This is a genomic window from Sphingobacterium sp. LZ7M1, assembly GCF_024296865.1.
In the GTDB taxonomy this organism is placed as follows: Bacteria; Bacteroidota; Bacteroidia; order Sphingobacteriales; family Sphingobacteriaceae; genus Sphingobacterium.
Genome location: NZ_CP101134.1, coordinates 650036 through 673691, shown reverse-complemented (window position 1 = coordinate 673691; position 23656 = coordinate 650036). Strand labels below are relative to the sequence as shown.

Below are 23656 nucleotides of genomic sequence, written 5' to 3'. Positions count from 1 at the left end.
TGAGATGTGAGATGTGAGATATGAGATATTAACCTGATTGGAAAGGATAGGATGATTTAAGACGATCCTGTGGAGCAGGAAAAGTCTAAATACTAAATACTTGATACTAAATACTAAACATAAGATATGATAGAGCACGATTTGAAAATAGCATGGAGGAATCTATGGAATAACAAAAGTTTCTCCTTGTTGAATATCCTTGGGTTAACCTTGGGATTTGCTGGGTTTATTTTATCTTATCAGTTTATCAATAGGGAAAGCAGTTATGATAAATGGAATCCAAATTATGATCGAATTTATCAAGTTGGTCTGGAGGCCAATGGAGAATACAGCGTTGATATGCTACCTTCGATGGCGCAGACGCTGAAAGATAATTTTCCAGAAATACAATATGCCGGAAGAAAGATAGATTTCACTTGGGGAATTTATCCATTATTTGGAGAATCAACAGTCAATATCAAAAAAGCTCTGGCAATAGACTCTTCGCTGGCTAGGATATTTCAAATCGAAAGTAAGAACGGTCCCTTATACAAGAATGCTGAGCAGAATGAGGCGAACCTAATCAAGGAACCGATTGCAAAATTGCTTTTTAAGGAATATCAAGATTTTAGTGAACCCAAGAAAGTTCCTGCCCTCAGCCTTGCGATGGGGGTCCATGATACGTTCTATGGATTGGCACAAGAAAGAAAGCTTTCGATTATCGATGGCGATGTCCTCTATATCCGAAAAATAGATACGGAGGAAGAAGGTAACCCTTATCTAGTTCAGACCTTTATCCAAGTAAAAAAAGGTACTGATATCGAGCAATTAAACAGCAAAATAAATGACCACTTTACCAACACATTTTCCAAGAAGGCAAGAATTCAAAGTTCGGCCTTTGCTAAAGGCAAGGTCTATTTGGATCCGCTTCAAAATCTATATTTGAAACCAAAAGCTGGCAGTAATACGAACTTCCTCATCGTATGGATCCTTGGGGTTCTATCAATCACTATCTTGATCCTGGCATGTGCCAATTTCGCCAATATGATGATGGCAAAAGCCAATCAGCGCCTGAAAGAGTTAGCCATTAAGAAAATTTTGGGAAGCTCAAGATTTGCATTGATTCGACAAATGCTCTTGGAGGTCTTGGTACTAACCACTTTATCAGCAATCTTATCTTTTGTATTGCTCATCATTACTGGAAATTCCTTGCAGAAATGGTTTAATGATGATCTGATGCGATATATCCTGAATATTCAAACTCTGGGTCAATTACTGATTGGTATTTTGGTTTGCACCTTGATATCAGGAATATATCCAGCGCTTTCGTTATCTGGATTTAATTCTGTGAGATTATTAAAGGGTAACAATCTTTCCTTTGGTATGAATAACCGTCTTCGGAATATTCTAACCATAGCCCAATTTATTATTGCGATCATATTTGTAACTGGCATGTTTGTCGTAAGACAGCAAGTCAATTTCATGAAGGATTCTGACAAAGGATTTGAGCCTTCCCAGGTTATCAATTTTATCGGGGTTGCAATGTATTATGACAATAAGGTTGATGGGACTTTTTATGACTTCAAGCAGCGATTGCTACAAGACCCTAGTATTGTCTCCGCTTCGCGAGCAACCACTATCCCTGGAGCCAGAGAGTTGCCGCCACAATTTGAATTTAAGTATAATACTGTAAAACAGGACTTGGATCATGTGGGCATTGATCCTGAGTTTTTCCAGACATTAAACATCAATTTCCTGACTGGTGGAAACAATATCTCCATGGACAAATTAATTACGGATTCTACCAAACGTTATGCTGTCATTAATGAAGCTGCAGCAAAAGCATGGAATCTCGATAATCCGATTGGAGCTTCCATTGCTGGTTGTGATGCTAATTTTGAAATCGTAGGGGTTGTGCAAAACAGCATTGCCTATGGATTTGAAAACAAAGTGAAACCAACAATTTACTCCTATAAGGATGAATGTGGCAAAGGTAGATTTAAAACAGCTTTTATTGTAAAAACCGCGGAAGGAAAAACTGAAGCTGCTATAAAAACCATGGAAAAGGAATGGTTGAAAAACCCTTCTGCTGAATCATTGCCTTTGGATTATGAATTTATGGATCAAAGCTATGCTAGCCTGCAAAAGAAACAGATAGAGCTGCAAAAGGCATTCAATGGATTTACATTATTGGCTGTTATTATTGCTTGTCTAGGCTTGTTTAGCATGTCTGCATACCAGATATCTATCAAAAGAAAAGAAATGAGCATACGGAAGGTCTTAGGGGCATCAATCGCTTCGATCTTTTTCCAGCTCAATAAGCCATTCTTTAAAATATTCATTATTGGGACCGTAATTGCAGTGCCAATTTCTTACCTTTTAATCGAATCCTGGCTTAACAATTTTGCTTATCATATCGAGATAAAATTCTGGTATTTTGGTCTAGCCATTCTAAGCATATTGTTTATGTTATTTATTACTGTATGCTTTCAATCAATTAAGGCAGCCAATGAAAATCCGGTGGATAGCTTGAGGGATGAGTAACTCAGGGGCTTTGCCTTTGAGTGGATTTGAGATGTGAGATGTGAGATTTGAGATATTAACCTGATTGGAAAGGATAGGAAGAATTAAGACGGTCCTGTGGAGCAGGAAAGGTCTAAATACTAAATACTTGATACTAAATACTATAAAAAAAACATGATAAAATTAGAACACATTTTTAAGTGGTACAATGTTGGTGGAGCCAAAAACTTTATTTTAAAGGATATCAATCTGGAAATCAACGAGGGGGATTTTGTTTCCATTATGGGGCCTTCTGGGTCTGGGAAATCGACTTTATTGAATGTTATTGGGATGCTGGATGAACCAGATGAGGGTAGTTATAATTTTATGGGGGAAGATGTGCTGAACATGAAAGCGAAAAAGAGATCGCAATTGTTTCAGTCACATATCGGATATGTATTTCAATCTTACCATTTGATTGATGAGTTGACTGTTTATGAAAATATTGAAACGCCATTGATCTACAAGAACCTTTCGTCTTCAGAACGGAAGAGCATTGTATCCGATATGTTGGATCGATTTAACATCGTGGGCAAGAAGGATCTTTTTCCGGCCCAACTTTCTGGTGGACAGCAACAAGTGGTGGGCATTGCGAGGGCATTGGCAGGATCGCCAAGATTGTTGTTGGCCGATGAGCCTACGGGAAACCTGAATTCGAAACAAGGTGAAGAAATCATGGAGCTGTTCAAACAACTGAACGATGACGGCATGACCATCATACAAGTGACTCACTCTGAGAAGAATGCAGAATACGGCAAGTCCATCATCAATATGTTGGATGGTCAATTAAAATAACAATTTGCTGAAGGATTTTTGGGATTGCCTTTTATTTCGTAAATTTCATTGTGAATGAAAAAGAAATTAAGGCACTCATCTATCTTTTGGATGACCCCGACCGGGAGATTTTTCAAGAGATAGAGCACAAACTAATCACATGTGGGCCTGAGGTTATACCTTTATTGGAACACTCGTGGGAATCTTCTTTTGACCCGCTTTCACAAAGCAGGATTGAAAACATCATTCATAAAATCCAATATGACCAGGTCAAGAATGACCTTCAACTTTGGAAACTCAACAACTCCGAGGACCTCTTGGAAGGCCTGCTGATCATCAACCGCTATCAATATCCCAATCTTCATGAAGAACAGGTTTATTACCAACTGGCGGAACTGCGCAGAAATGCGTGGTACCATCTGATGTATGATATGAGTCCGGTGGAGAAAGTGAAACTGCTCAACAATATCCTTTTCCGGGAATTTGGTCTCTCTGGAAACACCTCTAACTATCATGATCCGCAAAATTCCTTTATCCATAAGGTGCTGGAAACAAAAAAGGGAAATCCGATCAGTTTGGCCTGTATCTATGCATTGGTGGCCCAGAAGCTAGACATTCCAATCTATGGGGTCAATCTTCCCAAACATTTTGTTTTGGCCTATGTAGACGGGGAGAATCAGGATAAGGTCCAATTCTACATCAATGTTTTCAACCGTGGACAGATCATGCGGGAAGAAGATATCTATGCTTTCTTGAGACAATTGAACCTACCTCTTTCTGATAACTATACCCTTCCCTGCGATAATATCGCGATCATAAAAAGGGTTTTGAGGAACCTGATCGCAGCCTATGAGCATGTTGATAATGCAGAAAAGAAATTTGAAGTGGAAACCCTGCTGACCTTAATCGAAGAAGACGAGATTAATTAACCCCGTCTTCCTATATAAATTCAATATTTTTCTTATTTAATTCCGAGCATCCAGGGATATTCCTCTTGGAACCGAAGCTTCGGCTCTACCAGGTTGCTGATATTGATAAGTTGCATTTGGCGCAACATCTCCATTGTCTGTCTTTAAGAATCGATAAACTGCTTTTGAAATTGGATCAGCAACATAGATATATTTGCTGTCCTTTCTGAAATCAAGTTCTACATCCACTGGTTGTTTTAACTTGGTATTTACCCCTTTAATGATACGTGTTGGGCTAATGGCACCAGTTGCGGCACTAATTTTCGCATAATCATCAAAGATCAGGATTCTTCCCTCGTATGTGGCTGATGCTCCTGTTCCAGTCTGTACAAAATCTGTCAGAGCTAGCATATTGTTCACTGTATCAACCGACATTCCACGGATATTAACTGCATCTGAGACCGTCAGTATCTTGGAAGGTTCGACCGATTGGACTATTGAATCTCGGGAGATAACTAGATTGTCGTAAATTTCAACTCCTCCGTTCGTACCAGATTTACTTACCACCAATCCACTTTTGACAATGGTCACATCCCAAGGTACAATTTCGTTTTTGAAATGATAGGTCTGTCCAGGTTTCCTGAATTCCGATAATCCTCTAGGTCTGTCGAATACATAGTAGGCCGGTGTTCCGCCACCATTGGAAATGGTATACAATTTATCCAGACTTGGATGGAATACTAAACCTCGGACATCTCTTAACAGGCCTTGACGAATTCTATTGTTGTCATTGCTCAAAGCTCCTGTTTCACCGATATTAAGCTTATAAACGAAAGTATCTGTAACCGTTGTATTAATTGAAGATTGGAAAATGAGTCTTGCACTAGGATTGAAATAGATGGTATTCCCTCCCTTTACATTTGATAAAAAGGGAGTGGCACGAAGGCCCATATTTTCTTCATCATCTGAATTAGGCAATAGCACAACATTGTTGAATTGCGTTAAATCAGGGTTTTCGTTAAAATCAGAGTAAGATATATAGAGTCTTGAAATCGAGTTGCTTGCGGGTGGTTCATCATCGTCTTTTTCACAGGAATAAAATCCAATGAGGGTGGCGATGGCGAGGAGAGCGAATAAGTACTTCAGTTTCATAAAATAATCAATTATATTACAAATGTATAAAATAATCGTTTGAAGGCGAGCTCTCAGGGCTTTAAGATTGTTAAAGTTGGTTAAATAGATGTATTTCCGTAAAATTGCAGAATAGATAATAAAGCAATGGAGACCAAAGAATTTGTAAGAGAGAAGTTGGAATTGCCCAACGAAGGGAAAAAGCTTTTGCTTCACTCCTGCTGTGCTCCCTGTTCTGGTGAGGTAATGGAGGCATTGATTGCTTCAAATATAGATTTCACGATCTATTTCTATAATCCTAACATTCATCCACGGAAGGAGTACGATCTAAGGAAGGAGGAGAATATCCGATTTGCTGAGAAGCACAATATTCCATTCATTGATGCCGATTACGATGTTGATCATTGGTTTGAGTTGGCAAAAGGCATGGAGCATGAACCTGAAAGGGGCATTCGCTGTACGATGTGTTTTGACATGCGATTTGAGAAAACAGCGGAATATGCGGCCCAAAATGGTTTTGATGTGATCTCTAGTTCATTGGGAATCTCACGTTGGAAAACGATGAGCCAGATCAACGACTGTGGTGTAAGAGCTGCTTCGCGATATCCGAACATGGAATATTGGACTTTCAACTGGCGCAAGAAAGGTGGTTCGGCGAGAATGTTGGAAATCAGCAAGAAAGAAAGGTTTTACATGCAGGAATATTGCGGTTGTGCCTATTCATTGCGCGACACCAATAAATGGCGGATGGCGAACGACCGTCCGAAAATTGAATTAGGAAAAAATTATTACGAATAGCCTAGACGATTTTTTAAAATAAATTTCATTTATACTTATTTAATCGTTACTTTTGCAGGCTCAAATGCAAGATTGTGAAGTATCTAAAAAAATACAGAATACCATTTTCAGGTCTTTCAACAGGTAAGCACAGTTTTGACTTTGAAATCGACGAGAAGTTCTTTGCATGTTACGATCATTCCTTGCTACAGGAAGGCAATCTAAAAGCGGTTGTCGACTTGCAGAAACAGGAGAACATGTTGATAGCTAATTTCGACATTCAAGGCACCATAAAACTGACTTGCGATGTTTGTCTATCGACCTTTGATTCCCCAGTTCACATCAAGGAACGTGCTTTGGTAAAATTCAGCGATGAAGATTGGAATGAGGACACGGAAGAAGTGATCACCTTATCCAAGAACGACTATGAATTGGACATCGCTCCGTTGCTGTATGAATACATCAATGTGGCAGTCCCTCCCTATCCTAAGTGTAATGAAAACGGAGAAGGGATAGCATGTGACCCGGAGATGTTGAACAGGATACAAAATGAAGAAGAAAGCTCGTCTGAGGAGGACAATGAAAACATTGACCCTCGTTGGGAAGCATTGAAGAATATTAAAAATAACTAAAACAAAAGATACGAGATGGCACATCCAAAACGTAAAACTTCTAAATCTAGAAGAGACAAGAGAAGAACACACTATAAAGCTGAATTACCTAGCTTAACTGTTTGTAAAGAAACTGGCGCGGTGCACAGACCTCACCACGCATACACAGTAGACGGTAACTTATACTACAACGGTAAATTAATTATTGAGAACACCGCTGCTGTCTAACGACATCTTTCTTAAAAACATCCCAAAAAAGTATAATATTTTATATTATTAACTTTCACTTGGGATGTTTTTTGCGTATTATTGAATAATATAAATAATAACGAATGAAGATTGGATTAGACGTGTTGGGAGGGGATTTTGCTCCTGATTCTAATATCAAAGGAGCGATTGAAGCTCAAAAACAGCTGGACGATTCGCAACGGATTGTTCTATTTGGTGATGAGGAAGCCATTAGAAACGCTATTACCGAAGCTGGATCTGACCCCTCAAAATTTGACTATGTTCATGCACCTGAGAACATCGGTATGCACGAACATCCCACAAAAGCAATCAGCCAAAAGCCTAACTCTTCTATAGCCAAGGGATTTGACTTATTGAAAAACGGAGAGATTGATTCTTTCTCTTCAGCAGGCAATACTGGCGCTATGCTGGTAGGTGCCATGTTCAGCGTAAAGACCATTACAGGCGTATTGCGTCCTGCCATTGCGACCAATGTACCGAAGCTTAAGGATGGCTTTGGTATCTTGTTGGACGTAGGGGCCAATGCAGACTGTAAGCCGGAAATGCTGAACCAATTTGCTATCCTTGGAAGCCTGTATGCAGAACATGTTTACGGCATATCCTCACCAAAAGTTGGCTTGCTAAATATTGGTGAAGAAGAAGAAAAAGGAAACAACCTAACCATCGCAACCTACCCTCTTTTAAAAGAAAACAACAAGATTAATTTTATTGGAAATGCAGAAGGCCGTGATCTATTCAGTGATCATGCCGATGTAATAGTTTGTGATGGCTACACTGGAAATGTAGTACTGAAGCTAGCTGAATCATTTTATGTAGTTACTCTGAAGAAAGGTTTCAAGGACCAATTCTTTGACAGGTTCAATTACGAGCAATATGGCGGCAGCCCAATTTTAGGGGTAAATGCCCCTGTAATCATTGGCCACGGAATTTCAACGCCGAAGGCTATAAAAAATATGGTATTATTGTCGAGAGATATGATCGCCTCAAAATTCATTGAGAGGATCAAATCTGCATTTAACTAAAATATATGTCTAAAATTCACGCAGCTATTACTGCAGTACATGGTTACGTTCCGGACTACATCCTGACCAACAAGGAGTTGGAAACAATGGTAGACACTAACGACGAATGGATCGTAACCCGCACAGGAATCCGTGAGCGAAGAATATTAAAAGATCCAACAAAAGCTACTTCTGACCTGGCCGTGCCAGCAGTAAATGGCCTATTGGAGAAAAGAGGGATTTCTGCTGAAGATATCGACCTAATAATCTTCTGTACCAGTACGCCGGATATGTTATTCCCTGCTACAGCAAATATCTTGGCAGACAAAATTGGAGCTAAAAAAGCTTGGGGTTTTGATCTTCAAGCAGCTTGTTCGGGATTTCTATTCGGATTGACCACGGGAGCTCAATTCATTGAATCTGGAAAACACAAAAAAGTATTGGTTGTTGGTGGCGATAAGATGTCATCAGTAGTCAATTATAAAGACAGAAATACCTGTATCCTATTCGGAGACGGATGTGGAGCAGTATTACTGGAACCAAATGAAGAAGGAAATGGCCTGATCGACGCTGTATTAAAAACAGACGGATCTGGCGGACAGTTCCTGAACATTAAAGGCGGTGGTTCGTTGAACCCGGCGACTCATGAAACGGTAGACGCTGGCCTTCATTACGCTTACCAAGAAGGACGTACAGTATTTAAATTTGCCGTGACCAATATGGCTGATGTAGCTGTTGAAGTGATGGAGAGAAACAAATTGACCTCGGAAGATGTTAATTGGTTAGTTCCTCATCAGGCGAACAAGCGTATCATCGATGCAACAGCAGAACGTGCTGGACTACCTGAGGAAAAAGTAATGGTAAACATTCAAAAATACGGTAATACTACCAGTGGCACCATTCCATTGTGTTTATGGGAATGGGAAAGCCAGCTTAAAAAAGGAGACAACCTAATCTTAGCAGCATTTGGCGGCGGGTTTACTTGGGGCTCTATTTATTTAAGATGGGCGTATTAATCTGCATTTTATTATTACCTTTATAGCTATTTATTTTTTAAAATTATTAAACAAACCTACTAGCATATGAGTATGGATATTAAACAAATTCAAGATCTTATCAAATTCGTTTCCAAATCGGGCGTGAATGAAGTATCGATCGAAGAGAAAGATTTTAAAATTACGATAAAGACTAATCAAGAGCCTACTTACGTAACGGCAACACTTCCAGCACCTCAGGTTGCTCAAGCAGTTGCTCCAGTTGCGGCTCCGGCACCAGTTGCTGCTGCCCCTGCAGCTCAGGCACCTGCTGCTGATGAAAGCTCAAAATATATCACTATTAAGTCTCCAATTATCGGAACATTTTACCGTTCTCCAGGACCAGACAAAGCATCATTTGTGAATGTAGGTGATGATGTTACACCTGGAAAGGTTATCTGTATCGTTGAGGCAATGAAGTTGTTCAATGAAATCGAATCTGAAGTATCAGGTAAAATCGTGAAGATTTTAGTAAATGATGCTCAACCTGTAGAATACGACCAACCTTTATTCTTAGTAGACCCTAGTTAGTTTTTGGAGTAATTCCAGAAACTTTTTTTATTGTGCTAAGAGATAAAGTGTTACATCAAAGAGTATTATGTTCAAAAAAATATTAATTGCAAATAGAGGTGAAATTGCACTTCGAATTATCCGTACTTGTAAAGAGATGGGTATTCAAAGTGTTGCAGTTTATTCAACTGCTGACCGTGATAGTTTACACGTTCGCTTTGCGGATGAAGCTGTTTGTATCGGCCCTCCTGCTAGTAAAGATTCCTATTTAAATATTCCAAATATCATTGCTGCAGCAGAACTTACAAATGCTGATGCAATCCACCCTGGATATGGTTTCTTATCCGAAAACGCTAAATTTTCTGCTATCTGTGCTGAGTACGGCATCAAATTCATCGGTGCTACAGCGGAACAGATTGAAAAAATGGGAGACAAAGCATCTGCCAAAGAGACCATGAAGAAAGCTGGTGTTCCGACTATCCCAGGTTCTGAAGGTTTGTTGCCAGATGTAAAAACTGGTTTGCAAATTGCAAAAGATATGGGTTACCCTGTCATCCTTAAAGCTACTGCCGGCGGTGGTGGTAGAGGAATGCGTATCATTTGGAAAGATGAAGACTTTGAAAATGCTTGGGATTCTGCTCGTCAAGAGTCTGGTGCTGCCTTCGGAAACGACGGTTTGTACCTAGAGAAATATGTTGAGGATCCTCGCCATATTGAAATCCAGGTAATCGGTGACCAATATGGAACAGTATGTCACCTTTCTGAGCGTGACTGTTCTATCCAAAGGAGACACCAAAAATTAGTTGAAGAGGCTCCATCTCCATTCATTACGCCAGAATTGCGCGCTAAAATGGGTGAAGCTGCTATCTTAGGTGCCAAAGCTGTAAAATATGAAGGTGCTGGAACAATCGAGTTCTTGGTTGACAAACACCGCAACTTCTACTTTATGGAAATGAACACACGAATCCAAGTAGAGCACCCAGTTACTGAAGAGGTAATCAACTTCGACTTGATCAAAGAACAGATTAAGGTTGCAGCAGGTATTCCGATCTCTGGTAAGAGCTACGAGCCAACCATGCATGCAATCGAATGTCGTATCAATGCGGAAGATCCGTTCAACAACTTCCGTCCGTCACCAGGTAAAATTACCAACTTCCACTCACCAGGGGGTCATGGTGTGCGTGTAGATACGCATGTTTATTCAGGATATACTATCCCTCCTAACTACGATTCCATGATCGCGAAATTGATTTGTGTAGCCCAAACTCGTGAAGAGGCTATCAATACGATGGAGCGTGCGTTAAGTGAATTCGTAATTGAAGGCGTAAAAACAACCATTCCACTTCACCTTCGTTTAATGCGTGACCCGAACTTTAGGGCAGGTAATTTCACGACTAAATTCATGGAAACTTTCGACCTTACGGAGTATCCTGATGAGGAGGTTGTATAAAATTTACTTTACATATACAAAACATGCCATTCTTCGAGAGAAGAATGGTATTTTTGTTTTCTTACGATTAGATCACCGCATTAAAACTACATGTCCAAGAATATCAAACTCATAGAGGCAATCAAGAATAAAGGAAAGAACATCGAGGCTGAAATGTCCTTCTTCGATCATTTGGAAATCCTAAGGTGGCACATCATCCGTTCTGTAATTGCTATTACCGTATTTGCGATCCTTTCATTTACATTTTACGATTTTGTTTTCAATCAGATCATCATGGGACCGAAGAACTTGGACTTCTGGACCTATAGAATGATGTGTAAGGTTGGGGCGGCCTTGAACCTGGAAGGTTTCTGTGTAGAGAAGATTCCTTTCAATATCATCAATACGGAATTGGCGGGTCAGTTTATGCTTCAGATCAACTCCTGTCTATTGATGGCTGTTGCATTGGGCTTCCCTTACCTCCTATTCGAAATCTGGTTATTCATTAAACCGGCTTTGACCGATGTTGAAAGAAAATCGGCTAGAGGTTTTGTGTTCTACGCCACAGTGCTCTTCGTGATAGGCGCGTTATTCGGCTACTATATCGTGGTTCCTTTGTCGGTTAACTTCCTTGCAAACGTATCATTAAGTGATGAAATCACGAACCAGATTACAATAGACTCTTATCTATCGACCATTGCGACTTTAACACTAGGTTGTGGAATCATCTTCTTGCTTCCTATCCTGATCTTTATCCTATCTAAGATAGGAATCATGACCCCAGAGTTTATGCGTGCTAGCCGTAGATATGCCATTGTGATCATCTTGGTCATTGCAGCTATCATCACCCCTACAGCGGATGTTATCACGTTATTGACGGTAAGTGCTCCAATGTTTATCTTATACGAATTGAGCATCATGGTTTCGGCGAATGTTAAAAAAGCGAAGGAACTTGCAGAAAAAGAATTTTATAATACAAAATAATACATCATGTCTAAAAAAATCGCAATTGGCAGTGATCACGCTGGGTTTGAATATAAAACAGCATTAATCACATTCTTAAATGAATTAGGTTATACTGTTCAGGATTTCGGTCCTGCTACTGCAGATTCTGTTGACTATCCAGATTTTGCACATCCTGTATCTTCAAGTGTAGAGAGCAAAGAAAATGAGTTAGGCATCTTGATCTGTGGCAGTGCAAACGGAGTTGCCATTACAGCTAACAAACATCAAGGCATTCGTGCTGCAATTTGCTGGTTGGAGGAAATTTCAGCCCTAGCTCGTCAACACAATGATGCAAATATCGTTTGTATTCCAGCTCGTTTTATTGATCTTGACCTAGCAAAACGTATTGTTCGCACCTTCTTGACAACAGACTTCGAAGGTGGCCGTCATGCTAACCGTGTGAACAAAATTTCTTGTGCATAACCAATTTAAAATCGATAATGAAAAAATTACTTATTCTTTCTTTTTTGATACCGTCGCTTTTTAGCTGTTCGGTAGCTCAACAAGCAAATCAAAAGAAATATGCTGACCTCTTAACCGAAGAGTCGGCTAAAAAACACCTGACCATTCTTGCTTCCCGCGAGTTTGAAGGACGTGGAACTGGGCAAGAAGGCGGTAAAAAAACTGTTGAATACATTGCAAATGTATTCAAAGAATTAGGCTTAACACCAGCAGTAAATGGTTCTTATTTCCAACCTGTAGCATTGGAAAGAACATCCTATATCGTTGATAAATTCAGCATCAACAACAAAGCATTGGAAAATGGAAAGGACCTATTTATCCAAGGCAACAACAACAGTAGAGACTTCAAGGCTTCTGATATCGTTTTCGTAGGCTACGGTATCCAATCTGATAAATACAATGACCTTAAAGGTTTGGATATTGCAGGTAAAGTGGTATTGGTCATCAACGAAGGAGAACCGACCAAAGACGGCAATTCTTTGATTTCTGGAACTTCCACACCTTCTGATTGGTCAACAAGCCGTTTCAAAAGAATCCAGGAACTGAGCAAACTTAAGCCACAGATGATCTTGGCAGTTAGTTCTCAGAATGCAGAAATGATCAGCCGTTTTGGAAACCGTTTGACAGGAGGTCGCTTTTCATTAAAATCTAATGAAACCCAGACCAACCAACCTAGCATGGATATCCCAGTAGCAAACATTACTGTGGAAACTGCCAATCAAATCTTAGCAGCTAAAAACACTACTGTAGAAAAAGTCAAAGAATCGATCAATAATACAGGAAAAGCAAATTCATTTGATGTTAAAGCATCAGTAGATGCTACCATGGGCGTTAAGAAAGAGGAATTCCATGACCCTAACGTACTAGGTTTAATCGAAGGAACCGACCTTAAAGATGAAGTTGTGATTATCTCTGGACACTATGACCATGACGGAATCCTTCCTGATGGCACATTCTTCCCAGGTGCAGATGACAACGGTTCAGGAACTGTAGGTGTTATGGAATTGGCTAGAGCTTTCGCAGCAGCAAAAAAAGATGGCAAAGGTCCTAGAAGGACAATCCTGTTCATGGCATTTGCTGCGGAGGAGAAAGGTCTATTAGGATCAAATTATTACTCTCAGCACCCGATCTTCCCATTGAGCAACACAGTAACCTGTTTGAATATGGATATGATCGGTCGTATAGATGATAAGCACTTGAACGGAAACCACAATTACATCCATGCTATTGGATCAGATATGTTGAGTTCGGAATTGAAGGCCATCAATGAGAAAGCCAATAATGACTACACGCAAATGGAATTAGATTACATGTATGATGATCCTAAGGATCCTATGCGTATCTATTACCGCTCTGACCAATACAACTTGGCCAAACATGGTATTCCAGTGATTTTCTTCTTCTCAGGATTACACCCAGACTATCATACACCAAATGATACCGTGGATAAAATCGACTTCCCAATGATGGCTAAACGCGAAAAACTAGTTTTCCATACAGCTTGGGAAATCGCTAACCGCGACAAAAAATTAGTCGTAGATAAAACTCCAGCTCCAGCACAATAAGCAATTTGAGCAAAAAATATAAAAATGGGCAGAATGAGAATTCTGCCCATTTTTTCTGCAATCCCCTCTACGCTACAACCTTATCACTCAAAATATTTTCACTTTTTTCTTGCAGATCATAAATACGATTGTATATTTGTAGTGTACTACCACATTAATACACTAAAACAATACTCTATGTTAACCATTAAATCATTATCGTATTATTATAAACCGAACAAGAATATTCTTTGGAATATAAACACAACTTTAAAACCCGGAAGCATATATGGCTTATTGGGGTTAAACGGTGAGGGCAAGACCACTTTACTGAAGCTTATCGTCGGCATGTTGATACCAAAGGATGGAAGCATCGAATTCAAAGGACATTTCAGTTCAGAACGGATCGCCGAATATTTCAATGAGGTTTATTTTCTCCCAGATTACAGCAAATTACCTGATCTTGGGATCGAACAATTCGGAAAACTGTATGGTGCGTTCTACAGCAAGTACGACCATCAACAGTATTTGGACTGTATCAAGGAGTTTAATATCCCGATCAGCAATAGGCTTAGAGCACTTTCATTAGGACAGCACCGTAAGGTCCATCTTTCTTTTGCATTAGCCTGCAACAGTTCGGTCCTGTTGATGGACGAACCAACCAATGGATTGGATATCCCTTCTAAGGCAGTCTTCAGAAAATTACTCAGCAAGTTTATCAATGAAGACCGAATCTTCCTGATTGCAACCCATCAAATCCGTGATGTAGATGTATTATTTGATCATTTGATGATCATGAAAAGTGGAAGCCTGGTTTTAGATGAAAACATCTATCAATTATCCAAAAAACTCAAGGTCAGCAAATCAACTGCAGATGCTGAACAGGCGCTTTATGTACAGGAAGAACTTTCTGGATCTTATTATTTAGTGCATAACCATTCAGAATCCGAATCCAAATTGGACATTGAATTCCTCTTTAATGCTTTTACCAACAACCCTAAACCAATAGAATTATGAAGACAGTTTCCCAATATCTAAACAGCATTTTTGCTTCGCATCGATACTTGTTGATTTCGATTCCAGTTATTGCCATCATATCCTATTCCATATGCTTGATATTTATTAGCAATGACCTATCAACCTACTTGTTGTCGCCTAAAACCGAAATCAATGACAATATGTTAATCAATCTTGTTGACAGCACTAATATCAGATGGAGCGTTGCATTGATTGTAGGGTTGCCTTTCATTCATTTAACCTTTATTTCCAACCAATTCTATAAAAGTTATGATTTCACTATTCCGATGAATTCCTGGCAGAAACTAACTGCTTACCTATTGATCGGGCTATTCATTCTCTTCTATAATTACCTCATTATCCTTGGTCTCAATTATATCATTGAAATATATTTCAGGCAACAGTATTGGGATGAGGTTATAGCGGCATTAGACCGCCAGGGCAAACTCTACACTGAAATATCAAAATACAGCATCTTTTATAACGGCAGCTTCACGATCATATCTGCTCCGATGGCCTTATTGTTCTTCTTATTTTACCCCTACTTTTTATTTGCTGCACTATATTTCAGAAAATACAGCCTAGTTATTTCAGCTGCGATTTTGCTCACAGGAGTGGCTTTGGGAGTTTTTATCAGTTCTAGGATCTGGGATGGGTATTCGTATAATATTTCCAACCTATCCTATATGACCTTCTACAGCTGGGTACCGACCTATGTGGCTGCCTTAATTACCTATATCGGTTTTTATTATTTTTTAAAGGAAAAGGAGGTCTAGATGCAGTTTCAATCAGATAAACCCATATACCTGCAGATCATCGACATCGTCATGGAGAAAATCCTTAAAGATGAATGGCAGGTCGGAGAGAAGATCCTCTCTGTCCGGGACTTTGCCTCCTCTGTGGAAGTAAACCCCAATACCGTCATGAGAGCATATGACAAGCTCCAGCAAGATGAAATTATTTTCAATAAAAGAGGACTTGGCCTATTTGTAGCTGAAAATGCCATTCAGATCATCCTCAAGGAAAAGAAGGAAAATTTCATCCAGGTAGAAGCTCCCAAATTCTTCCAGACTGCGAAACTGTTGAAGATTACGGAAGAAGAATTAATCGAACTCTATAAATCGAACTAATTATGAAAAAGTCAAATATATTATTGTTTACTGCCCTTGCTATTCTATGGTTGGTCTGCTTAGTCATAAAACCGCTGCAAGGCGTTGTCTTTGCAGATCCCTTAAGCCATGAACCCCGCGATATAGTTTCAGCTTTTGTCAAAAACTTCGACAATACAGATAAAATGGAAAAAGTATCCCTAGATGGCATTAAGAACATTAAGATTATCGGATATGATAAAGGTGCCTTCCTATCAGTTGTATATGCGGATACAACACAAATTTCCGTAAAGCAAAGTAATCAAGTTATCAATTTTGATCATAAAAGAATTGGCGATACCTTACAGGTCACCCTAAGCCAGAAAGTTTATTCGAGGGTTGAACTTACCTTAAACCCTCAGGAGTCCTACGGTTTGACCCTAGAGCATTATAAAGGATCTATCGAGATCATCCCTACGGATAGTATTGCCAAAGGCCTCAACAAAATTACCGTTCTCAAGAATAGCTCATTAAAAATTCGAAATTATTCCAGGGAAAGCCAAAATTTCAGCAATCCTTTTAGCATGCAAATCTCAGGTAAATCGAAAATAACCTTTGATAATCTCAGCTTCAACAAACTTGATGTTACCTTGAATGATGGGCTGCTGGAAGTTTTTAACAATAACCATATAGACTCCCTGAATGCCGATCTACAAGGGCTCAGCAATATTATCGTTGGAAAATACCCAGAAGATAAACGCTTGAAATCATTGGTCCTTTCAGGAAACTTGGATTATTACAATTCCAGAAGGCCCAAATAAATTAAAGAAACCATGCTATTCAAAATATTGTTCAAATATCTCAGCACGTTTCTAATGGCTCTCATTCCCTACTTCCATTCCTTTGTGAAAATTGAAGAAAGGAAAAATGAAGAAGTAAAAACCGAAGCATCCAATAGTATTTCCATGCAGCATAAGAAAACAAGAATGGAATGGCATGATTCCAATCAGTTAATCAATAAATAGAAAAGGGCAGAAAATATTCTGCCCTATCATTTTCAGCTCTGTCAGCCAAATTTCGTTATTCCGGATTATCTGCTGTCGATTCTCTAGCCAATGGCACATCATCAGGAGCATTTCCCAAATATTTATCCAATTCAAACAGCGATTCGTCAGTAGCACGATCTCCACCGGCAATCTTCAATTTATCGATCAGCGATAATGCTAATTTCTCTTCTTCCGTCTGCTCTTTTACAAACCACTGCGCAAAGTTCCATGTCGCCCAATCCTTTTCCTCCATCGACTGGTTAACCAATCCATAGATTGCATTGGTATTATCTACCTCATGCTGAAAAACCATATTGAAACATTCCGACATGGATTTAGGCAGTTTGGTATGCTCGGCTACGGCTTCAACTTTTGGAGTCCCCCCTCTTTCAAGAATATACATCATGATTTTGATCATGTGGTTTCGTTCTTCCTGAGCATGGCGAAACAAGAAATTTGCAACACCGCCATAACCTTTCGTATCTGCCCAACATCCCAAAGCCAAATAGATCTGGGAAGCTTGGTTTTCTTTTGTCATTTGTTTAATCAACGATGTTTCCATCGCTTTTGAAAGTCTATTGGTATCCATAATAATTCCTTTTTCTCTTTTAACACTTCACATCCTACTTTGTTTACCTTTTCTCCCTTTACTTTTACACATATACATTGTAAATTTGAGAAAGGCTATTAATAAACAAAACCCTACTCTACTTGTTCTTTTTTTAAATCAATAATCAATATGGCGTTTGTAGACTATTACAGTGTATTAGGTTTGGATAAATCCGCAAGTCAAGATGATATCAAGAAGGCTTATCGAAAGCTGGCTCGAAAGTACCATCCTGACTTAAATCCAAATGACGAAAGTGCAAAGAAAAGATTCCAGGAAATAAACGAGGCCAACGAGGTTCTGACCGATCCAGAGAAGAGAAAAAAATACGACCAATATGGTGAAAACTGGAAACATGGCGAGGAATATGAAAAAGCCCAACAAGAGTATGCCCGTTCTAGAGGATCCCGAGGAAGCTCTGCAGGAGCTGGCCAAAATCCTTTCGAAGGCTTTGACTTCAATAATTACAATGGCAATTATGATACTGGCGAATATTCTGATTTCTTCGAAGATCTATTTGGTTCTAGATTTGGTGGTGGCAGGTCTTCGGGAAAACGGGGCAGCTACCGTGGACAGGACTATGAAACTACGGTCGATCTAACCCTGCTCCAAGCCTCTCAAACCCACAAACAGACCTTTACGGTCAACGGCAAGAACATCCGTATCACGGTCCCTGCCGGAGTGGAAGATGGACAGAAAATTAAACTTAAAGGTCAAGGTGGCGACGGTGTCAATGGTGGACCTAAAGGAGACCTGTTCATCACTTTCTCCATCAGACCTGATTCAAGGTTCATTCGAAAAGTAAACGACCTCTATACGAACATTGAAGTCGACCTCCCAACTGCATTGTTAGGTGGCGAGACAATTGTCGATACATTAACCGGAAAAATCAACGTTAAGATTAAAGAAGGAACCCAGAACGGAGGTAAGATCCGACTTAAGGGTAAAGGATTCCCTGTCTATAAAAAAGATGGCGACTTTGGCGACCTATATGCAGAAATCCAGGTGAAATTGCCGACCGACCTCACTGAGGAGCAAAAGAAAATAGTAGAACAATTAGCGGATTCATTAAAGAAATAAGACATGGAAAAGACATTATTTAGAGTAATCGACATCTGCAAAACCAATAATATCGAACGTACCTTTATCCAGGAACTACATAATAATGGACTTATTGAAATCATTATCCAAGAAGAACAGGAGTTTCTGGAAGAAGAACAGGTCCTGCACGTAGAACGTTTCTCCACTTGGCACTATGAACTCGAACTCAATGTTCAGGGCATAGAAGTGGTCAACAACCTGATTGATAAAATTGAAGAACTGCAGCGAGAATTGCGCCTTCTTAAACTGGAAAAATAAGCGTTTTTTAAGGATAATTTAGGCATCTCTATCATTTTTTGATAAATTCGCCTCAATTAACTGAAACCATCATGGAAAAAATCTATCAAGGAAAAACTAAAGACGTTTACAGTCTTGGCGATAACCAAATCCTATTACAGTTCAAAGACGATGTGACCGGTGAAAACGGCGTTTTGACCCTGGAGCAAATACAGTGGGACTAACGATTGAAGGTGCCGGAAGATCTGGCCTTAAAATGACTACCTATTTCTTCGAGGTATTGAATAAACTGGGTGTGCCTACTCACTTTATCTCTTCAGATATCGAGAAAGTCCAGATGATCGTAAAAGATGCTAAGGTATTTGGTAAAGGTTTGGAGGTCATCTGCCGTTATAGAGCAGTTGGTTCCTTCCTTAGAAGATATGCTGCTTACTGCGAAGAAGGCCAAGCTTTGGATAGCTTTGTCGAAGTAACCATTAAGGATGATGAACGTGGTGATCCTGTTATTTCTGAAGATGCTTTGGCTATGTTGGGTCTGCTGAACAATCAGCAATACCAAGAATTAAAAGACTTGACCAAAAAAATCTGTGGCATCGTTAAGGATGAACTTGCTAAAAAAGGTCTTGAACTATACGATATCAAATTGGAATTCGGTCATGATAAAACCAACAATCAGATTATCCTGATCGATGAAATATCCGGAGGAAACATGAGAGTTTATAAGGATGGCAAATATGTCGCTCCTCTAGAACTTGAAAAGCTGTTCCTTTCCTAAAAAACAAAGGTCCTTCTACCCAGAAGGACCTTTTTTTTAATTAACTACCTTAAAACCGCTTTTATCCAATATCATGCCCTTCTCATCATGATATTCCAGCACATACTCATTTGGGCATAATTTCAATTGAATCTCTTTTACATCATCCTTTTGGATCAGTTTGAAAAAAGATATCGTCTTATTAGGACCGTAGATGTCAAATAATTTTAAATATATCGTTTCACGATCCTTTAGTAAATCCGTTCTTGGACTAAGGATCCAATCCATCCTTTCTCTCTCCTCACAATCAAATATCTGCCAAGTCGTTTTATAATCTTTCTGCTCAAACAGTTCCAAGGCATTGATTTTCGCCAAGTATTCAAATTTATCCACTGGCTTATCCTTTGTGCGCCCTTCCACTTTTAGTGCGTAAAATAATAGGCTCAACCCCTCTTTTTCCGCATATGGAATATAGACATGTTTAATTTCCATCCCTTCCGAGGAATAATCCTTTTCATAATAAGGAGCCTTATAATATTCTTTCTTGACAAAATCAGCCCTATCAAACCTTCTCTTTTTATGTTTGATGGCAATCATATTATACTCAGGTTTCGTTTCTGGGACTACCGAAAATAAGACCTTATCTCCTTTCTTGCCTAAGCCAGCCATTTTCATCATTCTTCGATCAAGGGGATAAAAGCTATCTTTCCTCAGCCCCGTGTTTCCTGTATCACTTGGTTGAAAAGCACGGTAGAGCCATACATTTAATTTTTCTTTCTCATTGAAATATTTATCAACCTCAGCCGTGAAGTAGCCGGTCTTGGTAAATTCCTGTGTTTTACATGAAAAAAGTACAAGCAAAAGAATTCCTAGTAGGAACTTTATGAAAGCCCTAAAAATCAAAGCCATAAAATTGAATGAAAATCTGTTTTTATGTTATTTAATGAAGATTTAGAAGGACAAATTTAAATCTGAGAAAGATCTAATCTAAGGGGAAGGATATATCTTACCTCGGCTGGAAATCCATAAGCAATTCCTGGTCTCCATTTTTTGGTGCCCTTTAAAGCATTTACTGCAGCCTGCCCTGTACCATAATTTAAATCCTTAATAACCTTAACATCCTTTATCTCACCATCTTTACCTATTACAAATGAAAGTTCTATTTTCCCTCTAATACCTGCATCTATAGCTTCCTGTGGATATTCTAAGTTCTGGCCAACTTCCTGCCTAAATTTATCAATTCCTCCTGGATAGGTTGGTTTTACTTCAACTTGGTCAAAATCAAATACCCCAAAATTGCCAGTAACTTTTTTGCCAGGTTCATCATGGGGATTCGCCTTGTTTGCAGCATTGACCTCGGACTCTTTTTTCAGGTCATTTTCCTGCCCAGAACTACTGCCCTGCACCTCGTTTGATACTGTGCCTTGATCCATCTCAGCATTATTATTCGAATCTGCAGATATCTGAGGATTTGTGTTCTCCTCAACGACAGCTGTTCTTTCCGTTTTATCCTTATTGGGTGATTTGCAATTCACCACCAAACCCATAATCAATGCTGCAATTGGCAATACGGACAGGTAAAACAGTCTGTTTCTTGTATTCGATTTATCTTTAAAAATCATATTAATTCTTTCCTTTAAAAGTGAATTATTGGAAAACTCATGACTCAGTTGATTCGGATGAACATTCATGGCATAAGCAACCAGCAATTCCGCATAGGCAACTTTATTTTCTGCAAATTGCTCATCAACGATAAATTCATGCTGATACTTCAGCTCATCCCTTATCCAGATTAATAGCGGATTAAACCAGTTGAAAACCCGGATAATCTCCATAAACATAATATCATAGCTATGTCCTTGTTTAACATGGATATCCTCATGCGCTCGGATCATTTTTGTATCCTCGTTTTTAACATTCAACTTAACGATGTTAAAAAATGAATAGCTTCCATGTATATTCCTAACGGACAACCTACTTACAACTAACTGTAAAACACGAGATATCAACAACCCTGCTGCAATGAGGACCCCAAGCCAATAGCCCAACTGCATCCATTTATCCGCCAACCATCCCGGTTGTTGAGATTGCACTTCAGCTGAAGTTGGACTTACCTGCACAGCATTCCCCGTCAGGTCCAACACCGGCAATGTTATCTGCATGATTTCCGGAACCTGTAATTCAATAAAGAGAAACAAAGGCATGATATAGGAAATCAAGACACTGCACAATAAATACCAGCGGTTCATCGTAAAGAAGGTCAGCTTCCTCAATCCATATCGATAGATAAGGAAAAACAGTGCTAAAGACAGATTTGATATCAGTAGATAGGTCATAGCTTCAAATTTATTTCTTATGCTTCTGAATAAGTTTCATGATTTCATCCAAATCCTGCACATCCAGCTTTTTCTCCTCCAAGAAGAAAGAAAGCATTGAACTCGCAGAATTCTCAAAATAACCTTGTAAGAGTTTTCCGGTTATTAATTTCTTATACTCTTCTTTTTCAATCTTTGGAAAATAGCGATGGCTCTTCCCAAAAGACTCATGATCCACAAAACCCTTGGTCTCGAGAATCCGCACAATGGTTGATACTGTATTATAAGCCGGCTTCGGTTCTGGTAAAACTTCAATGATATCCTTCACAAATCCACCCCCCATTTCCCATAGACTGTGCATGATTTGCTCCTCCGCCTTTGTTAGTTCTTTTAACTCGTTCATTATTCTGTGAAAATTTAAAAAGACAATATTGCCTATAATCGATTATAAAACTAATGTATAACTAATTATTTAGTTATACAACTAAAGAATTAGTTATATGTTGAAATAAATAGTTATTTAACTGTATATCAACACATTTAATTTCATTATTGTTTATTAATCAAGGAAAATGTATCAGATATTTGAACCAGGATGACTGGGAATCAGGGGTACGAATCCGCTCACCCACCGGAAGGACCAAGATAAAAACGTCAACTAAGAATCTTCGAATTGTGAACCATTATTAAAGAAGTTGAAATGCACTAAGGAGGTATTCAGAGTGAAACGAAGAATCTATTTTTTGATTTTTTTAGGATTGTTGTCTTCTTGAGCACAGCGAAAGAACTGTTTTTTATTTAAGTAGACTTGTTGAAAAATATTTCACCCCCGCTGTGGGATTGGGTTGTAGAAATTGTACGCATGAAAATTTGAAAATCGAGGTATTTCTTTAATCAGAAAATGATACTAATTTATGTTTGTATGGAGCGGGCGTATTCGATCCGCCCCTACAGTATCGGGGACTTTCCAGCGGCATTTGATCATAATCTTGGTTCATCCTCCCATCCCTTTAATCCTGGTTCAAAACCAGATCATTGTCCATCCCCTCATCCAGACCCTACTGGGAAACCCTTCCATTTTATCACTCTCCCTACCCCTCAAACCTCCATTGCCGATCGGCTTTTTTCGAAGCTTGTTTTTTCTTGCGGTCCAATCTATTCAGGATAACAGATTTTGGGGTCCTTGTTGGCAGACGTTTGGCATCTACCTTCAATGCATCTGTCAATAGATTAAAAAAACGTTCTATCACCAATTCCTTATTCTTGAGTTGGCTACGGTCAATACTGGAGTCCAGCTGCAATAAGCCCTCTTTGGAAATCCTATTCGCCAATCGCTCCCTGATCAAAGCTTTCTGATCATCATCAAAAACCGATGAATTCTCCACATCCCAATTCAACATCACTTTAGAAGACACCTTATTGACGTTCTGACCACCCTTACCACCGGAACGCGAAGTTTTAAAACCCAATTCCTGTATTAACTGTTCTTTATTTACATGCATTTGTAATAAAATT

General features: G+C 39.1%; 27 protein-coding genes and 1 pseudogene. 22 read left to right on the top strand and 6 right to left on the bottom strand.

Translation table 11 applies throughout. From position 1 onward, the window contains the following. Positions 1-126: 126 nt before the first annotated feature. The 3 genes from NMK93_RS02895 to NMK93_RS02885 all read left to right on the top strand — a co-directional run bounded on the left by NMK93_RS02895 (position 127) and on the right by NMK93_RS02885 (position 4244). Positions 127-2523: an ABC transporter permease gene (locus tag NMK93_RS02895; protein WP_254526408.1), complete on the top strand. Its 2397-nt coding sequence runs from the start codon at positions 127-129 to the stop codon at positions 2521-2523. 153 nt (positions 2524-2676) lie between these two features. Then, complete coding sequence (locus NMK93_RS02890) at positions 2677-3336, top strand: ABC transporter ATP-binding protein (protein WP_185215986.1); 660 nt, start codon at positions 2677-2679, stop codon at positions 3334-3336. A 50-nt stretch (positions 3337-3386) separates the two neighbouring features. Then, the gene (locus tag NMK93_RS02885) at positions 3387-4244 is read left to right on the top strand and encodes a transglutaminase-like domain-containing protein (RefSeq protein ID WP_185211076.1); all 858 of its coding nucleotides are present in this window, start codon (positions 3387-3389) and stop codon (positions 4242-4244) included. A 36-nt stretch (positions 4245-4280) separates the two neighbouring features. Here the strand turns inward: NMK93_RS02885 and NMK93_RS02880 are convergent, their stop codons facing one another. Further along, positions 4281-5375: a hypothetical protein gene (locus NMK93_RS02880; RefSeq protein ID WP_254526409.1), complete on the bottom strand. Its 1095-nt coding sequence runs from the start codon at positions 5373-5375 to the stop codon at positions 4281-4283. 126 nt (positions 5376-5501) lie between these two features. Between NMK93_RS02880 and NMK93_RS02875 the strand changes: the two genes are divergently transcribed. The 15 genes from NMK93_RS02875 (at position 5502) to NMK93_RS02805 (ending at position 17106) form a co-directional block, all read left to right on the top strand. Continuing rightward, the gene (locus NMK93_RS02875) at positions 5502-6152 is read left to right on the top strand and encodes an epoxyqueuosine reductase QueH (protein ID WP_254526411.1); all 651 of its coding nucleotides are present in this window, start codon (positions 5502-5504) and stop codon (positions 6150-6152) included. Positions 6153-6226: 74 nt separating this feature from the next. After that, positions 6227-6763 (top strand): DUF177 domain-containing protein, encoded by a 537-nt coding sequence (locus tag NMK93_RS02870; protein ID WP_254526413.1) that lies wholly within the window; start codon positions 6227-6229, stop codon positions 6761-6763. 15 nt (positions 6764-6778) lie between these two features. Further along, positions 6779-6970 carry a 50S ribosomal protein L32 gene (rpmF, locus tag NMK93_RS02865; protein ID WP_093100719.1) on the top strand — a complete coding sequence of 64 codons (192 nt, stop codon included), beginning with the start codon at positions 6779-6781 and terminating at the stop codon, positions 6968-6970. A 104-nt stretch (positions 6971-7074) separates the two neighbouring features. Beyond that, positions 7075-8013 (top strand): phosphate acyltransferase PlsX, encoded by a 939-nt coding sequence (gene plsX, locus NMK93_RS02860; protein WP_185211083.1) that lies wholly within the window; start codon positions 7075-7077, stop codon positions 8011-8013. 5 nt (positions 8014-8018) lie between these two features. Further along, positions 8019-9008: a beta-ketoacyl-ACP synthase III gene (locus NMK93_RS02855; RefSeq protein ID WP_185211085.1), complete on the top strand. Its 990-nt coding sequence runs from the start codon at positions 8019-8021 to the stop codon at positions 9006-9008. Positions 9009-9074: 66 nt separating this feature from the next. Continuing rightward, positions 9075-9557: an acetyl-CoA carboxylase biotin carboxyl carrier protein gene (gene accB / locus NMK93_RS02850; protein WP_185211087.1), complete on the top strand. Its 483-nt coding sequence runs from the start codon at positions 9075-9077 to the stop codon at positions 9555-9557. Positions 9558-9624: 67 nt separating this feature from the next. Beyond that, positions 9625-10986 (top strand): acetyl-CoA carboxylase biotin carboxylase subunit, encoded by a 1362-nt coding sequence (gene accC, locus NMK93_RS02845; RefSeq protein WP_185211089.1) that lies wholly within the window; start codon positions 9625-9627, stop codon positions 10984-10986. A 90-nt stretch (positions 10987-11076) separates the two neighbouring features. Continuing rightward, positions 11077-11949, top strand: a complete 873-nt coding sequence (gene tatC, locus NMK93_RS02840) for a twin-arginine translocase subunit TatC (protein WP_185211091.1) — start codon at positions 11077-11079, stop codon at positions 11947-11949. A gap of 6 nt (positions 11950-11955) precedes the next feature. Continuing rightward, positions 11956-12393 (top strand): ribose 5-phosphate isomerase B, encoded by a 438-nt coding sequence (gene rpiB, locus NMK93_RS02835; protein ID WP_185211093.1) that lies wholly within the window; start codon positions 11956-11958, stop codon positions 12391-12393. 17 nt (positions 12394-12410) lie between these two features. After that, positions 12411-13997 carry a M28 family peptidase gene (locus NMK93_RS02830; RefSeq protein ID WP_254526415.1) on the top strand — a complete coding sequence of 529 codons (1587 nt, stop codon included), beginning with the start codon at positions 12411-12413 and terminating at the stop codon, positions 13995-13997. Between the two features lie 177 nt (positions 13998-14174). Continuing rightward, positions 14175-14993, top strand: a complete 819-nt coding sequence (locus NMK93_RS02825; RefSeq protein ID WP_254526419.1) for an ABC transporter ATP-binding protein — start codon at positions 14175-14177, stop codon at positions 14991-14993. Next, the gene (locus tag NMK93_RS02820; RefSeq protein WP_254526420.1) at positions 14990-15769 is read left to right on the top strand and encodes a hypothetical protein; all 780 of its coding nucleotides are present in this window, start codon (positions 14990-14992) and stop codon (positions 15767-15769) included. Before NMK93_RS02825 ends, NMK93_RS02820 begins: the two co-directional genes overlap by 4 nt. Beyond that, complete coding sequence (locus tag NMK93_RS02815; protein ID WP_185215980.1) at positions 15770-16123, top strand: GntR family transcriptional regulator; 354 nt, start codon at positions 15770-15772, stop codon at positions 16121-16123. A 2-nt stretch (positions 16124-16125) separates the two neighbouring features. Continuing rightward, positions 16126-16902, top strand: a complete 777-nt coding sequence (locus NMK93_RS02810; protein ID WP_254526422.1) for a hypothetical protein — start codon at positions 16126-16128, stop codon at positions 16900-16902. A 12-nt stretch (positions 16903-16914) separates the two neighbouring features. Then, positions 16915-17106, top strand: coding sequence for a hypothetical protein (locus tag NMK93_RS02805; RefSeq protein ID WP_254526424.1), 192 nt, complete (start codon positions 16915-16917; stop codon positions 17104-17106). 55 nt (positions 17107-17161) lie between these two features. Here NMK93_RS02805 and NMK93_RS02800 read toward each other — a convergent pair whose 3' ends face one another. Further along, positions 17162-17716 (bottom strand): ferritin, encoded by a 555-nt coding sequence (locus NMK93_RS02800; RefSeq protein ID WP_185211107.1) that lies wholly within the window; start codon positions 17714-17716, stop codon positions 17162-17164. A 150-nt stretch (positions 17717-17866) separates the two neighbouring features. On the opposite strand from NMK93_RS02800, the gene NMK93_RS02795 reads away from it, so the two are divergent. From NMK93_RS02795 to NMK93_RS02780, 4 genes are all read left to right on the top strand, one after another. After that, complete coding sequence (locus NMK93_RS02795; RefSeq protein ID WP_254526426.1) at positions 17867-18814, top strand: DnaJ C-terminal domain-containing protein; 948 nt, start codon at positions 17867-17869, stop codon at positions 18812-18814. 3 nt (positions 18815-18817) lie between these two features. Beyond that, positions 18818-19093 (top strand): chaperone modulator CbpM, encoded by a 276-nt coding sequence (locus tag NMK93_RS02790; protein WP_093100743.1) that lies wholly within the window; start codon positions 18818-18820, stop codon positions 19091-19093. Positions 19094-19164: 71 nt separating this feature from the next. Beyond that, positions 19165-19296, top strand: a complete 132-nt coding sequence (locus NMK93_RS02785; protein WP_254771287.1) for a phosphoribosylaminoimidazolesuccinocarboxamide synthase — start codon at positions 19165-19167, stop codon at positions 19294-19296. After that, positions 19287-19847 (top strand): phosphoribosylaminoimidazolesuccinocarboxamide synthase, encoded by a 561-nt coding sequence (locus tag NMK93_RS02780; protein WP_254526429.1) that lies wholly within the window; start codon positions 19287-19289, stop codon positions 19845-19847. Before NMK93_RS02785 ends, NMK93_RS02780 begins: the two co-directional genes overlap by 10 nt. Positions 19848-19883: 36 nt before the next feature. Here NMK93_RS02780 and NMK93_RS02775 read toward each other — a convergent pair whose 3' ends face one another. From NMK93_RS02775 to arfB, 4 genes and pseudogenes are all read right to left on the bottom strand, one after another. Next, positions 19884-20687 (bottom strand): hypothetical protein, encoded by an 804-nt coding sequence (locus tag NMK93_RS02775; RefSeq protein ID WP_254526432.1) that lies wholly within the window; start codon positions 20685-20687, stop codon positions 19884-19886. A gap of 104 nt (positions 20688-20791) precedes the next feature. Then, complete coding sequence (locus tag NMK93_RS02770) at positions 20792-22162, bottom strand: energy transducer TonB (RefSeq protein WP_254526435.1); 1371 nt, start codon at positions 22160-22162, stop codon at positions 20792-20794. A gap of 10 nt (positions 22163-22172) precedes the next feature. Beyond that, positions 22173-22544 (bottom strand): BlaI/MecI/CopY family transcriptional regulator, encoded by a 372-nt coding sequence (locus NMK93_RS02765; protein ID WP_185211117.1) that lies wholly within the window; start codon positions 22542-22544, stop codon positions 22173-22175. Positions 22545-23232: 688 nt separating this feature from the next. Beyond that, positions 23233-23613 (bottom strand): annotated as a pseudogene (gene arfB / locus NMK93_RS02760) (alternative ribosome rescue aminoacyl-tRNA hydrolase ArfB); the annotation flags it as partial. Between the last annotated feature and the right edge of the window lie 43 nt (positions 23614-23656).

Bases quoted from the DNA above. Each gene is read 5' to 3' on its own strand.
- NMK93_RS02895 (WP_254526408.1), top strand. From the start codon at position 127: ATGATAGAGCACGATTTGAAAATAGCATGGAGGAATCTATGGAATAAC.
- NMK93_RS02890 (WP_185215986.1), top strand. From the start codon at position 2,677: ATGATAAAATTAGAACACATTTTTAAGTGGTACAATGTTGGTGGAGCC.
- NMK93_RS02880 (WP_254526409.1), bottom strand. From the start codon at position 5,375: ATGAAACTGAAGTACTTATTCGCTCTCCTCGCCATCGCCACCCTCATT.
- NMK93_RS02875 (WP_254526411.1), top strand. From the start codon at position 5,502: ATGGAGACCAAAGAATTTGTAAGAGAGAAGTTGGAATTGCCCAACGAA.
- rpmF (WP_093100719.1), top strand. From the start codon at position 6,779: ATGGCACATCCAAAACGTAAAACTTCTAAATCTAGAAGAGACAAGAGA.
- plsX (WP_185211083.1), top strand. From the start codon at position 7,075: ATGAAGATTGGATTAGACGTGTTGGGAGGGGATTTTGCTCCTGATTCT.
- NMK93_RS02855 (WP_185211085.1), top strand. From the start codon at position 8,019: ATGTCTAAAATTCACGCAGCTATTACTGCAGTACATGGTTACGTTCCG.
- accB (WP_185211087.1), top strand. From the start codon at position 9,075: ATGAGTATGGATATTAAACAAATTCAAGATCTTATCAAATTCGTTTCC.
- accC (WP_185211089.1), top strand. From the start codon at position 9,625: ATGTTCAAAAAAATATTAATTGCAAATAGAGGTGAAATTGCACTTCGA.
- tatC (WP_185211091.1), top strand. From the start codon at position 11,077: ATGTCCAAGAATATCAAACTCATAGAGGCAATCAAGAATAAAGGAAAG.
- rpiB (WP_185211093.1), top strand. From the start codon at position 11,956: ATGTCTAAAAAAATCGCAATTGGCAGTGATCACGCTGGGTTTGAATAT.
- NMK93_RS02830 (WP_254526415.1), top strand. From the start codon at position 12,411: ATGAAAAAATTACTTATTCTTTCTTTTTTGATACCGTCGCTTTTTAGC.
- NMK93_RS02825 (WP_254526419.1), top strand. From the start codon at position 14,175: ATGTTAACCATTAAATCATTATCGTATTATTATAAACCGAACAAGAAT.
- NMK93_RS02820 (WP_254526420.1), top strand. From the start codon at position 14,990: ATGAAGACAGTTTCCCAATATCTAAACAGCATTTTTGCTTCGCATCGA.
- NMK93_RS02815 (WP_185215980.1), top strand. From the start codon at position 15,770: ATGCAGTTTCAATCAGATAAACCCATATACCTGCAGATCATCGACATC.
- NMK93_RS02810 (WP_254526422.1), top strand. From the start codon at position 16,126: ATGAAAAAGTCAAATATATTATTGTTTACTGCCCTTGCTATTCTATGG.
- NMK93_RS02805 (WP_254526424.1), top strand. From the start codon at position 16,915: ATGCTATTCAAAATATTGTTCAAATATCTCAGCACGTTTCTAATGGCT.
- NMK93_RS02800 (WP_185211107.1), bottom strand. From the start codon at position 17,716: ATGGATACCAATAGACTTTCAAAAGCGATGGAAACATCGTTGATTAAA.
- NMK93_RS02795 (WP_254526426.1), top strand. From the start codon at position 17,867: ATGGCGTTTGTAGACTATTACAGTGTATTAGGTTTGGATAAATCCGCA.
- NMK93_RS02790 (WP_093100743.1), top strand. From the start codon at position 18,818: ATGGAAAAGACATTATTTAGAGTAATCGACATCTGCAAAACCAATAAT.
- NMK93_RS02785 (WP_254771287.1), top strand. From the start codon at position 19,165: ATGGAAAAAATCTATCAAGGAAAAACTAAAGACGTTTACAGTCTTGGC.
- NMK93_RS02770 (WP_254526435.1), bottom strand. From the start codon at position 22,162: ATGACCTATCTACTGATATCAAATCTGTCTTTAGCACTGTTTTTCCTT.
- NMK93_RS02765 (WP_185211117.1), bottom strand. From the start codon at position 22,544: ATGAACGAGTTAAAAGAACTAACAAAGGCGGAGGAGCAAATCATGCAC.